A 12,338-nucleotide genomic window follows, 5' to 3' on the forward strand; every position below is an offset into this window, starting at 1 on the left:
GTTTACGTGCTAGAAGTTCAATTCCAAGTGGACCACTCAGATACTCCTGCACCACCATTACTTTAAAACTTTCACTATATTTAGCCATAATAAAACACCCCAGAAGTTAGAATTTCACTCTAACTTCTGGGGTGCACATTATTGGTACCCGGCTTTTAATTACTTTGTTCTTTTGACAGCTCCAGCAGCCTTTCCCTCGTTTCCTCTTCCTCAAAGCTGCTAAATATACGGAAATCATCTTCATCCAATATCCTGAAATGCTGGCTAAGGATATTTTGCTGCATAACAAACCCTCCGGCACGATCAACTTCCCGCCACCAGACTTTTCCGCCGAGCGTTTTTTCCTTGCGGTAATCTGTCCCTTCATGCGCGATTGTTTCAAGCACCTCTAATGGTTCATTCCCGAAAAGGAATTGAATTGTCTCGGTCTCTCTGAATAAGGCACAAATGGTCACAACGGTTGACCAGCCCGCCTGAGCCCTTCCTTTTTCAATCTGCACCAGCGTCTTTTTGGAGACACCGATTATATCTGCCATTTTATCCTGCGTATATCCTACTTCAGCCCTCAGCACTCTTATTTTTTCCGACACTCGACTGATGATTTCATCCCTGGTCATCCGCTTCATCCTTTTAAGTTCTTTTAGTGTAATTTTACACTTACAACGGTGAAATTCAAATGTTTTTATTGAAAAGAGCATTTAAAAAGGATGTGATTGCTCACATCCTGCCATTTCACTTCTTATCCTGTACTGTGCTGCAGCTTGTGGAACAAGAATCCTGCAGGGAACATGCTGCACATTTCCCCTGCTTCGATTTTTTTATGAAACGGAAGAACGCCCAGCCAGCATAGCCAAATATCGCTCCCCCGATTAAAATGTTCGCGATCATATTAAAGCCTCCTTTTCTGGATTAGCTTAGTCCAATAAACTTTCCACCTTGATAAATAGCCAGCGATAGCACGTAAGCAATCACTAATGCGTAACCGATGGAAAAAGCTGTCCAGCGCTTGGAGCCGGTTTCTTTGTATATCGTTGCTACTGTCGCCAGGCAGGGTACGTATAAAAGGATGAAAACCATGAAACTATATGCTGCCAGCGGAGTGTAATAGGTTGCCAGCAATCCCTGCAATGTTGCTTCATCAGGCACAAAATAAATGATGTTCATAGTCGAGATAATCGATTCCTTTGCCAGGAAGCCTGTAAAAAGGGAAGCGCTGGCTTGCCATGTCCCAAAGCCAATTGGCGCAAATAAAGGTGCAACTATTCCGCCAAGGGCAGCCAGATAGCTGTTATCCATGCTGACATTCACACCACCCGGACCGGCATAAGCAAGCAGCCAGATCAGCACCGATCCTGCAAAGATGAAGGTTCCTGCTTTTTTAATGAAGCCCTTTCCCTTATCCCAAGTGCTCCTCCAGAGTGCTTTTGCCTGCGGCAGCCTGTAAGGAGGAAGCTCAATTACAAACAGGGAGGTTTCCCCCTTCAATAGCGTCTTTGAAAAAACCTTTGCCAGCAGTAACGCAACAAGCACTCCTAAAACATACAGACTTAAAACAACAAGTGCCTTATGCTCAAGGAAGAATGCGCCAACGAATAAGGCATAGACGGGAAGACGCGCTGAACATGACATCAGCGGAGTCAGCAGGATTGTCATCAATCTTTCCTTTGGTGTTTCAATGGTGCGGGCAGCCATGATCCCCGGGACATTGCAGCCAAATCCGATCATCATTGGAATGAAGGCCTTGCCATTCAGCCCGACGGATTCCATCAACCGGTCCATTACGAGTGCAACACGGGCCATATAGCCAGAATCCTCAAGCAGCGAAATAAAGAAAAACAAAATGAAAATCTGCGGGACAAAAACAAGGACTCCTCCTACTCCCGCAACGATTCCTTCAAGAATCAGATCCTCAATGAACTTTGAGGTTCCTGCCGCAGAAAGCACAGCCGCAATTCCATTAGTGACGGGACCGGATAAAATCGAGTCAAGTGCATCAGACAGCGGGAACCCAAGCCAGTCAAACGTCAGCATGAACATTAAATACATCAACATCAAGAAAATCGGAATCCCTAAAAATTTGTTTGTGACAATCATGTCGATCCGTTCGGTTAAAGGTATGCTTTTGGCAGCTGACCTTGTGGCAGAGGCAGAGAGAATCCTCTCGATTGCTTCACTGCGCTTCTGATAGATGACCTGGTCCAGGGAATGTTTATCACCAGTATGATTGGAATGAGAAACAGCCACGGACTCCATGAGTGAATCTATTCCCTGAATGGATAGTTCTTGTTCAAGAAAATGCTTTACATAAGGATTTCCTTCGAATAGCTGCAGGCCAAGCCAGCGGGAAGAAATGCCCGTTCTGCCCTGGAGCATAGCTGCAAGCTTAAGGATTCCATCCTCGATGGCTTTTCCGTAAAAGACCAGATTCGTTTTTCCTGTTTTTACGGCTTCCCCTGTAACAAGCTCGGCAAGCTCATCACAGCCCTTTCCGGACCTTGCGACTACTGGGGCGACCGTGACACCCAATTGACTCGAGAGTTCTTCAATATTAATTTCAATTCCTCGGCTTTTGGCGACATCAAGCATATTCAAGCCAATGATGACAGGCGCATCATATTCCATTACCTGCAAGGTTAAATGAAGATTCCTTCTTAATTGCGATGCATCCAGGATGTTAAGCAGCTTTTGGAATGGCTCGCGGAGAAAGAAATTGGTAACGACTCCTTCATCCTTGGATAATGGGTTAAGTGTATACACTCCTGGCAGATCAATGAGCTTGTCCCTTCCGTTCTTCAGGACCCCCACTTTCTTCTCAACCGTTACGCCGCTCCAGTTGCCTACGTATTCATATGAACCTGTCAAATTATTAAACAGGGAGGTTTTGCCTGTATTTGGATTACCTATAAGCGCAATGTTATTCATACTCTTTCCACTTCGATTCTAAGCGCTTCTTTCCTGCGGATACCGATGCATTGGCCGCAAGATTCGACCATTACCGGGCCGCCAAATGGCAGGATGCACTTGACACATACCTCTGCTCCTTCAGCAATACCTAAGTCTAGCAGTCTTCTTTTAACAAACTTGTCAGCACCAGCAATATTCAAGATCCGGCCTTTTTCCCCAGTCTTTAGATTCCCCAGCATAGCCATCACCTTTTTCCGAAAATGTTTTGGTTATTTACTTATTCACATTTACAGTGCCTCGGAAGATAGGGCACTGAGCTATAATTAAAATTAAATTGTTAAAGCAGTTTCTCTTCATTTCTAAACATTTTGCTAATTGAGAATGATTATCTTTATTTAATCATTTTTCTCTCACCTCCACTGTGACATTAATCACAGATTTAAGGTTCGGAACTTCATAACCTGCTTTTAGCCATATAATTGACAAATCTTACTTTTTAAGTATATACCTGCAACGGTATATTAAACCATAAAAAAAGAAGAGCACCTGGCTCCTCTTAAGATTGACTATTTGAGCATCCTATTAGGTGCTGAACTGATAATAAGGATGACAATGATCGCACTGAGAATCATGCTTGGAAGCATATAAGTGCCATTATAAACAGCTGAATACACCCATGCTGGCTGCCCTTTTGGTGCATAGCTGCCAAAGAAAATCCACCCTGAAAGAAAATGGGCGATGAATCGAAGTGCGCTCCCGATAAACGTGCCAGCTACAATCAGGCCTATCCACTTCTTGCCCCGTCCTTCCTGAAGGGAGGCTTTCACCTGGCTGGCGAATACACCTGCCAATCCCAAAACAGCAAAGGCAACGAGATAATCCAAAATGCCTTGTACCGGATGATAAATCTGAGACATCCCAAGAATGAATTGCAAAAGTCCAAATATGAATCCGGTAAGGATACCGCCTTTTAATCCCCAGCGGAATGCCATCAGGAATACAGGCACCATCGCGATGGAAACTGATCCGCCCTGCGGCCAGATCCTTGAAAATAGGAACCCTGAAAAAAGATCCAATAAATACGCCAGGGCCGAAAATACTGCCACTTCCACTAAAAATAAAGTTTGCTTTTGTTTCATGTTTCTTCCCCCTTCTTTTCAGAATGAGGTCCGCTTCAACACGCCTTTTCTGCTTCAGAAACAAAAAAAGCAATCGAGGGATCGATATAGGATTCCCAAGATTGCTTTCCTATCGCATCCACATTCCTACGCTAGCATTAACTAACAGGTTCAAAGGGTAAGAACTCGGCCGCTCACTCTCAGCTGCTTTACGCAGCTCCCCTTGTGGTTCTATTTAATTTGTCAACTATGAATATACTACTTTTTATCTACGAAGACAAGGAAAACAATTTCATCTTTTTATGCAACTCATAATTTATATTAAAATGTCGACAACCAATTTAACAAATACTGATAAAAAAATCGGTCTTTAGTCACCTTTTTGCTAATTCGACGCCTTTCTGCGTATGTTCTAAATATTCGACAAAGGGATTTTCATTTTTCCACCGAATGTTTTTAAAAACGGAATTGTTAAACTGGAGGACTCAATTAAATGCTGCCAATTACACAGAACCGACTGCTAAGCTTCCTGTCTAGTGAAAAAGAACATCTGATTGCCGAGTGGAATGAAATGATCATCGTATCTGAGGACGATCCATATAAATTAAGAATTACAAAAAACGCGGAAGAAATGTATGGAATCATCATGGCCATCTTTTCGAAATCGAATGAAGAGCTTGAGGTTCATTTACAAAAAATCGCTTTTGCCGTCGGAGAAGAAAGGGTCCGTGCTGACATTAACATCGGGGACTTTGTTTATAACGTAAACTCTGGGCGGTCTGTTATTTATAAACATCTCCATAAAATGAAACTGGGATGGGAAGAGCTTCAGGACACGATTAACAGAATCAATTACTGCTTTGATACATTCCTGTACTACGCCGTTTCTTATTACAATGAACAGAAGAATAAGATCATCGAGGAAAAGAATGAGTTCATCGATTCTACCCATAAAGACCGGCTGACTTTGCTCGGGCAGATGACTTCAAGCTTCATCCATGAATTCCGCAACCCGCTGACCTCCATTCAGGGGTTTATCCAGCTGTTAAAATCCGATCATCCTGAGATGAAGTATCTCGATATCATCTCGAGCGAATTGGAACAGCTGAATTTCCGGATTTCGCAATTTTTGCTTCTTTCCAAAAAGGAGCTGATTGGGAAAGAGAAAACTTTTTTCTCAGTAAATAAAATGATTGATGAGGTATTAAATTTCCTTTATCCAAGTATACTTGATACCAATGTGAAGATTAACAAGGAAGTCGCCGAAAAGATGGAATTGTACGGGTATGCTGATGAAATCAGGCAGGTGCTCATCAACATCATCTTCAACGCAATTGATGTCCTGAGCCAATATCGGGACGACCCGAGAATTGAAATCAAGGGATTCTTCGTCAATGATACTCATATCAAATTAGAAATCTCAAATAATGGCCCGGTGATACCAGACAATTTACTGAAGACAATCTTTGAACCATTTGTCACGACCAAAACACTTGGAACAGGGCTGGGTCTTTTCGTCTGCCGGGAAATCATTGAAAAACATAAGGGAATACTCGCCTGTTCATCCGAACCTGACAAAACATCATTTATCATTCTTTTGCCATTGAACGGAAATGAAATGTAAGTCCCACAACTATCAAAAAGCCCGTCCCTTATAAAGAAGGAACGGGCTTTTATTGAGACTAAGCTCTATCGGAATACTCCAAAGTGCTTTTGTCGGCCATCGTTTTTACCTTATTTTTTGCTGTCTTCGCCTCATGCTTCTTCTCTGATTCTGCAACAATCACCGCACATGCTGCATCACCCGTGATATTCACTGCTGTACGCGCCATATCGAGCAATCGGTCAATACCCAGTATTAATCCTATACCTTCAACTGGCAATCCAACAGATTTGAGGACCATCGCCAGCATGATCAAACCGACACCTGGCACCCCTGCCGTACCAATACTTGCAAGCACCGCTGTCAGGACAACTGTCGCTAACTCGGCCATCGTCAGGTCAGCACCATAAACCTGCGCGATAAAAATCGTTGCAACTCCTTGCATGATGGCCGTTCCATCCATATTGATTGTCGCGCCCAAAGGCTGCACAAAGCTGCTGACAGACTCTGGAACCTTCAGATTTTTTTGCGCTGTTTCCATCGATACAGGCAGTGTCGCGTTACTGCTGGATGTACTGAATGCCACTCCCATTGCTGGTGCGAATCCTTTAAAGAACCATAAAGGATTTTTGCGTGCAAGGAAATATACACTTGATCCATAGGTTAATAAACCATGAAGAATTAATGCAAGCACAACCACAAGCATGTATACACTCATAGCTTTTATAGCATCTAAACCCTGACTGCCAATCGCTGTCGCAATCAAGCCAAAAGTTCCATATGGAGCGAACTTCATCACGAGACCTACTAAATACATCATAATTTCATTGCCTTGCTCGATGAGATTCAAAATACCTTTGGTTTTATTGCCTAATGCAGTTAATGCAATCCCAATAAAAATCGCGAATACAATGATTTGAAGCATATTGCCGGATGTGATTGCTTCAAATGGATTGGTCGGGATCAGATTCAGGAATGTCTCACTTACCGGCGGAGCTTTTTCCGCTTTAAAATCCGCCCCGGTTGTATCGAACTCTCCCATTAGACCTGGCTTAATCAAATAGCTTAATGAAATGCCAATAATAATTGCAATTGCAGTAGTCCCCAGGAAGAAGCTTACAGTCTTTAAACCAATTCTTCCAAGCTTCTTCGGATCTCCAAGTCCCGCAGAACCGAGGATGATTGAAAACAACACTATTGGAACGACAAGCATACTGATTAGATTGATAAAGATTTTCCCCAGCGGTGTAAACAGGAATTTATCAAAAACAGTAAACAAATCTGGTGAAAATATGTTAAGAATCAAGCCAGTCATGGCACCAAGGCCAAGACCGATGAGTATCCTGGTAGTTAGCTTCATGTTATTCCTCCCAAAAAAAGATAAAAAATAATGTAATGGTTTATTCCCTTTATGCCGATTATTAAACGCCATCTGCATGATTGGAGAAAAGTGCCAGAGGAGGTTGATAGTAAGTGTATATAAAGGTCGATCAGGAAATTGAATTGCATACTTTTCAAGGGAGCCACGCTTTGGAACTGTTTTGGCTCGTTGAAAGGAATCGCGGATTTTTGCGAACATGGCTTCCGTGGGTGGATAAAATGAAATCCGTTGACCAATTTTACCATGTCATCCATATGTGGAAGGAACAATATGAAAATAACCAGAGTCTTCAATTAGCCATCAGGTATAAAGGAAAACTGGCCGGAAGCATCGGCCTGCAGGGGGTGGATTGGCACAATTCACAGGCAAGCATAGGATACTATATTATAGAATCGTTTCAGGGCAAAGGAATTGTTACCAGGGCGGTAAAAGCCCTGTTGAAGCTTGCGTTTTACGACCTCGCTTTGAACAGGATGGAGATCCGCTGCGGAAAAGAAAATTTCAAAAGCCAGGCCATTCCGGAAAGATTAGGATTTACTAAAGAGGGCATTATGCGAGATGGAGAGTTTTTAAACGGAAAATTTCACGATTTATTTGTCTATAGCCTGCTTTCAAGAGATTGGCATCAATACCAGGTTCCTTCATCCCACGAAATCATCTAACAGGCAAACGAAGGGTAAAAGTGGTCCCATTACTGCTGGAATCAACTGAAATCCTTCCGCCATGTTCTTCAACAATTTTATAGCAAATCATCAAACCAAGGCCATTGCCGTTCTCTTTTGTCGTAAAAAACGGCTTGCCGATTTTATCCATTAATTCATCAGGAATGCCTATCCCACAATCTGATACAGAAATCAATATGCAGCCGTCTCCATTTGAAAGTTCAAGAATAATCTCTCCAGGAACATCCATTGCATCAATGGCATTCATCAGCAGATTGATCAGTACCTGTTTGATTTTTTCTCCATCACAAAGAAGCAAACTGTCGTCGAGTGTCGAGCGCTTAATGATTTCCACACATTTTTTCGCCGCCTCAGCCATGAGAAGAGTGATGGCATGATCCGCCAGGGAGTTAACATCAAACGAACTAAAATCTGTTTTATGAGGCTTGGCCATCAGCATCAATTCCTTCGAAACCGACTCCATCCTTTTGATTTCTTCCTCCATGATGGCCAAATAGCAATTATTCAATTCCTGCCCGGCCTTCATCAACTGGATGAAGCCTTTAAGACTTGTCAGAGGGTTTTTAATTTCATGGGCAATCCCGGCCGCCAGCTGTCCGACGACATTCAGCTTTTCATATTCGAGGATGAAATGCTCTGCTTTAAGCTTGGCAGATACATCACTGGTTACAGAAAATATTTCAAATGGCTGGTCTGTATCTGGATGACGAATGACAGATACCTGGGAGCTAACCCAGATAAAAACACCGTCTTTCCGTTTTAAGCGGTATGTCAGGCTGCAGACCTCTTCACTTTCAGGCATGGCAATCCCGGATATTCTTTTATAATCGTCAGTATGTACAAACAATGTATACAATCGGCCAATCAGTTCCGATTGTTCATAGCCAAGCATCGCTGTTACGGATGGAGACACATACTTAATAAGACCCTCAGGGGTACGCTTGCAAATAAAGTCCATTGCAGGCTCGACCCATATTTTCTCATTAGGTTTTGCAAAGCCTTTTAATTTATTTTCCAAGCCTGTTAATAGCATAGTCATAAACAGCCTCCTCTCCACCAATTTTACTGAATATTATAATAAGTTACAATTGCAAACTGTTAAAATTAAGGTTTAAAAGGTAAATACTTACATTGGGAAATTTTCCATGCGCCTTAAAAGAGAGTCATTCGTTTGTTAAAATCAGAATTTTCCAATATAATTAACACTAAACTTCATACATTATGCTGCTCCTTCATACATTATAAGTAAATTAATTTTCAACTTCATGCTTGCAGTATATGGTATAATTAATTTTAAATCTAAAATAAGCTGAGGTGGTATGATGGGGCAATCTATCGTATCAGGGAATTAACAGCCATCGGCGCGGATAAAGCAGCAGCATGACAGGAAATGGGCCCTGGCTGCAGAAGCCGCACGGATCGGGCCTGACTAATTCACTGGAATAATAAATTCATAGTCTAATAAAGCTTGTTTAACGGCAGGCTTAATTTTCATTTTATCAGGAGGTGACTCCTTACCCGTATAGCTGCGGGATAAGGGAACTTATTTGGACATATTTAACTTGGTTTGGATAGCCATTTTAATTGCTTTAACGGCATTTTTTGTCGTATCAGAATTTGCGATTGTTAAAGTGAGGAGTTCCAGAATTGATCAATTAATAGAGGAAGGCAGCAAAAAAGCTGTAGCTGCTAAAAAAGTGATATCCAATCTCGATGAGTACCTGTCAGCATGCCAGCTGGGAATCACGATCACAGCCCTTGGAATTGGCTGGCTTGGCGAACCGACGATTGCTTCGATACTTCGTCCTGTACTCCATAGCCTTGAAATTCCCGAGTCCTTTGGCCATGTGCTTTCAATAGGAATTGCCTTTGCGATAATCACATTCCTGCATGTGGTAGTAGGCGAGCTGGCACCTAAAACACTTGCCATACAAAAGGCAGAGTGGGTCTCACTCAATACAGCTAAACCGCTTATATTGTTTTATAAGGTCATGTATCCTTTTATCTGGGCATTGAATGGTTCAGCCCGTTTAGCTACTGGCCTTGTCGGACTAAAGCCTGCTTCCGAACATGATTTGGCTCATTCTGAGGAAGAACTTCGCATTATCCTTTCTGAAAGCTTGAAAAGTGGCGAAATCAACCAGTCAGAGTTTAAGTATGTGAACAAAATCTTTGAATTCGATAATCGGATCGCCAAAGAAATCATGGTGCCCCGCACTGAGATTGCATCATTGTCAAAGGAAGATACCCTGGAGACTTTCCTCCAGGTCGTAAAGGAAGAAAAATTCACACGCTACCCGATCATTGATGGAGATAAAGACCATATCATCGGGCTGGTCAATATAAAAGAAGTGATGACGGACTTGATCGATGAACAGGGCCGCGGCGAAAAGACGCTTGACTCTTACATCCGCCCGATCATCAGGGTCATCGACAGTATCCCTATCCATGACCTGCTTGTGAAAATGCAAAAGGAACGGATTCATATGGCAATTTTAATGGATGAATACGGCGGTACTTCAGGCCTGGTAACTGTAGAGGATATCCTGGAGGAAATCGTAGGGGAAATTCGTGATGAATTCGATATGGATGAGATCCCAATGGTCCGCAAAATCAAGGATAGCCACTATATTATCGATGCCAAGGTACTGGTCAGCGAGGTCAATGATCTGCTTGGACTTGATATCAATGATGAAGATGTCGACACAATCGGCGGCTGGATGCTCACTGAAAACTACGAAGTGAAGCAAGGTGACATTGTCAGCTTCGGTCCTTTCCATTTCAAGATTATTGAGATGGAAGAACACCACATCAAGTATATCGAGGTCATAAAGCAGATTGAATCAGAGAAACCGGTTGAAACCTTGATATTGAATAATACAGAAGTGCTGTCATAACAGAACAAAAAGCGCAAGCGTCCCGAGGGGCTAGGCGCTGGAGCTGGATTAAGACAACTCATATAGTTATCCAAAAAATTTATTTTATTATTTCCTATCCAACAAAAGAAACCCGGCAGAATCGACTCTGCCGGGTTTCTTTTAAATTAATTATCAAGCTTCCAGGTTTGAACATCGTCAGCCTCTATAATCCCCATGACCACGTCATCAACATCCGGATCATTCAGCACCTTGTCCCTTACCCGGAATTTAATATCATCCGCATCGGCAAGTGTCATGCCTTTGCGAAGCTCAAGATAGCTTTCGACATGATACTGTCTGCCCTCCTGGATAATTCTCAGCTTATTGATATCGACGACATCCGGATCAGACAAAATGGTCTTTGCAATCCTGTCCTCCAGATCTTTAGGAGCAGCTACCCCGATGAGGCCTACTGTATTTTCATAGCCAATTTTCAGAGCAATGCCAATCAGCAGAAAGCCAATCAAGAGTGTTCCAATCCCGTCCAGGAAATAATAGCCTGTAACATCGGCTAGCACGATGGACACCAAAGCCAGCGCAGCTCCAAACGTAGCAATCAAATCCTCATAAAATACGAGTCTCGTCGGCGGCGCAGCCCTGTTCACATTCCTAAATGCATTTGCGATCAGCCCTGCCCCTTTAGCTTCAGTCCTGGTTTCATGGGCAATCTCCTTCATCGCTTTGAACAGGATTGATCCATCCACAAGAACTGCCAGTAACATAATGACAATATTCAGCCATAGATTCGTCGAAGCTTTAGGGTCCTGGATGAGATGCCAGCCCTTTAAGATTGTCTCATACGCCATGATCGAAATGATGATGACGGCAATCAGGACGAACAGGTTCACGACACGGCCAAATCCCATCGGAAACCGTTTTGTTGCCTCTTTTTCAGAAATCGAACTTCCAATGAAAACAAACAATTGGTTGAGTGCATCCGCAACCGAGTGAAGTGTTGTTGCCAGCATTGTGCCGCTTCCACTGATGCCCGCAGCGACTCCCTTTACGACTGCAAGGAATGTATTTCCGAGCGCTGCAATGCCCGAAGACTTATTGCCTCTTTTAAAAAAATCTACAACTGTTGACATTCCTTCACCTGCTTTACGTAGTTGTACTAAATTTTTATAGCTATATACATTTTTCACAATCTCGCTGTCTTTAAACATCTTATGGAATGGGAACAAGAGTTGGAATATTTTCCAGTGGTTGATTTAAAGCAGGTTTATTTGTTTGGGGAAGGTTCTTTTTATGAATTTTGAGGCATTCACATTATAAGTGTACAAGGCAACTTCGAAAAACGCCGCAAAACTTTTAAAATTGTTGGAAACTGGAAAGCAACAATTAATGTGAAGCTTTTGACAAAGAAAATTCACACACTTTTAGATTCTTCTATGCTTCAATAAAAGTGTATGCATTTTGAGAGAATAGGAAGGTGAAATATGATTATAAAAGAGCGTGAAATGAGTAAAGAACTGAGGAGCCTGATGGCACTGGACGACCGCATGGAGCTGCCTGAAAAGGAAAAACAGCATTATTGGACCATGAAGAAGGGCTATGAAGGCGAACTGGAATACGACCGCTGGATGACTTCACTCGAGCCCGAAAACCTGATGCTGAATGAATTGCTGCTCGAAGTGAACGGTTCATTGTTTCAGATCGATTCCCTGGTTATTTTTCAAGACATGATTTACTTGATCGACGTAAAAAACCACGAAGGCGATTATTACTACG

12 protein-coding genes and 1 riboswitch are annotated in these 12,338 nt (G+C 42.6%); of the genes, 4 read left to right on the forward strand and 8 right to left on the reverse strand.

The genetic code is table 11. From position 1 onward, the window contains the following. Nucleotides 1–155: 155 nt before the first annotated feature. From AC3EBE_RS01400 to thiT, 5 genes are all read right to left on the reverse strand, one after another. Nucleotides 156–617 (reverse strand): helix-turn-helix transcriptional regulator, encoded by a 462-nt coding sequence (locus AC3EBE_RS01400; RefSeq protein WP_488593257.1) that lies wholly within the window; start codon nt 615–617, stop codon nt 156–158. Nucleotides 618–732: 115 nt separating this feature from the next. After that, the gene (locus tag AC3EBE_RS01405) at nt 733–888 is read right to left on the reverse strand and encodes a FeoB-associated Cys-rich membrane protein (RefSeq protein ID WP_488593258.1); all 156 of its coding nucleotides are present in this window, start codon (nt 886–888) and stop codon (nt 733–735) included. Between the two features lie 21 nt (nt 889–909). Then, complete coding sequence (gene feoB, locus AC3EBE_RS01410) at nt 910–2,922, reverse strand: ferrous iron transport protein B (RefSeq protein ID WP_488593259.1); 2,013 nt, start codon at nt 2,920–2,922, stop codon at nt 910–912. Continuing rightward, complete coding sequence (locus AC3EBE_RS01415; protein ID WP_488593260.1) at nt 2,919–3,143, reverse strand: FeoA family protein; 225 nt, start codon at nt 3,141–3,143, stop codon at nt 2,919–2,921. The genes feoB and AC3EBE_RS01415 overlap by 4 nt, the downstream gene beginning before the upstream one ends. A gap of 327 nt (nt 3,144–3,470) precedes the next feature. Next, nucleotides 3,471–4,043 carry an energy-coupled thiamine transporter ThiT gene (gene thiT, locus AC3EBE_RS01420; protein WP_488593261.1) on the reverse strand — a complete coding sequence of 191 codons (573 nt, stop codon included), beginning with the start codon at nt 4,041–4,043 and terminating at the stop codon, nt 3,471–3,473. Nucleotides 4,044–4,149: 106 nt separating this feature from the next. Continuing rightward, nucleotides 4,150–4,256, reverse strand: a riboswitch (TPP riboswitch). Nucleotides 4,257–4,515: 259 nt separating this feature from the next. Between thiT and AC3EBE_RS01425 the strand changes: the two genes are divergently transcribed. Beyond that, nucleotides 4,516–5,646, forward strand: a complete 1,131-nt coding sequence (locus AC3EBE_RS01425) for a histidine kinase N-terminal domain-containing protein (RefSeq protein ID WP_488593262.1) — start codon at nt 4,516–4,518, stop codon at nt 5,644–5,646. A 58-nt stretch (nt 5,647–5,704) separates the two neighbouring features. On the opposite strand, the gene AC3EBE_RS01430 is transcribed toward AC3EBE_RS01425, so the two are convergent. Next, nucleotides 5,705–6,985, reverse strand: coding sequence for a dicarboxylate/amino acid:cation symporter (locus AC3EBE_RS01430; RefSeq protein WP_488593263.1), 1,281 nt, complete (start codon nt 6,983–6,985; stop codon nt 5,705–5,707). Between the two features lie 113 nt (nt 6,986–7,098). Between AC3EBE_RS01430 and AC3EBE_RS01435 the strand changes: the two genes are divergently transcribed. After that, on the forward strand, nt 7,099–7,668 hold the full coding sequence (locus tag AC3EBE_RS01435) for a GNAT family N-acetyltransferase (RefSeq protein WP_488593264.1): 570 nt from the start codon (nt 7,099–7,101) through the stop codon (nt 7,666–7,668). On the opposite strand, the gene AC3EBE_RS01440 is transcribed toward AC3EBE_RS01435, so the two are convergent. Continuing rightward, nucleotides 7,661–8,728, reverse strand: coding sequence for an ATP-binding protein (locus tag AC3EBE_RS01440; protein WP_488593265.1), 1,068 nt, complete (start codon nt 8,726–8,728; stop codon nt 7,661–7,663). The two genes, AC3EBE_RS01435 and AC3EBE_RS01440, sit on opposite strands and share 8 nt — an antisense overlap. Before the next feature lie 508 nt (nt 8,729–9,236). Between AC3EBE_RS01440 and AC3EBE_RS01445 the strand changes: the two genes are divergently transcribed. After that, nucleotides 9,237–10,586, forward strand: a complete 1,350-nt coding sequence (locus AC3EBE_RS01445; protein ID WP_488593266.1) for a hemolysin family protein — start codon at nt 9,237–9,239, stop codon at nt 10,584–10,586. 146 nt (nt 10,587–10,732) lie between these two features. Here AC3EBE_RS01445 and AC3EBE_RS01450 read toward each other — a convergent pair whose 3' ends face one another. Next, complete coding sequence (locus tag AC3EBE_RS01450; RefSeq protein ID WP_488593267.1) at nt 10,733–11,695, reverse strand: cation diffusion facilitator family transporter; 963 nt, start codon at nt 11,693–11,695, stop codon at nt 10,733–10,735. A gap of 351 nt (nt 11,696–12,046) precedes the next feature. Here AC3EBE_RS01450 and AC3EBE_RS01455 point away from each other — a divergent pair. After that, nucleotides 12,047–12,338 (forward strand): nuclease-related domain-containing protein (locus AC3EBE_RS01455; RefSeq protein WP_488593268.1); only part of this gene is annotated, 292 nt, incomplete at its 3' end.

It is taken from the genome of Mesobacillus sp., from assembly GCF_057785455.1.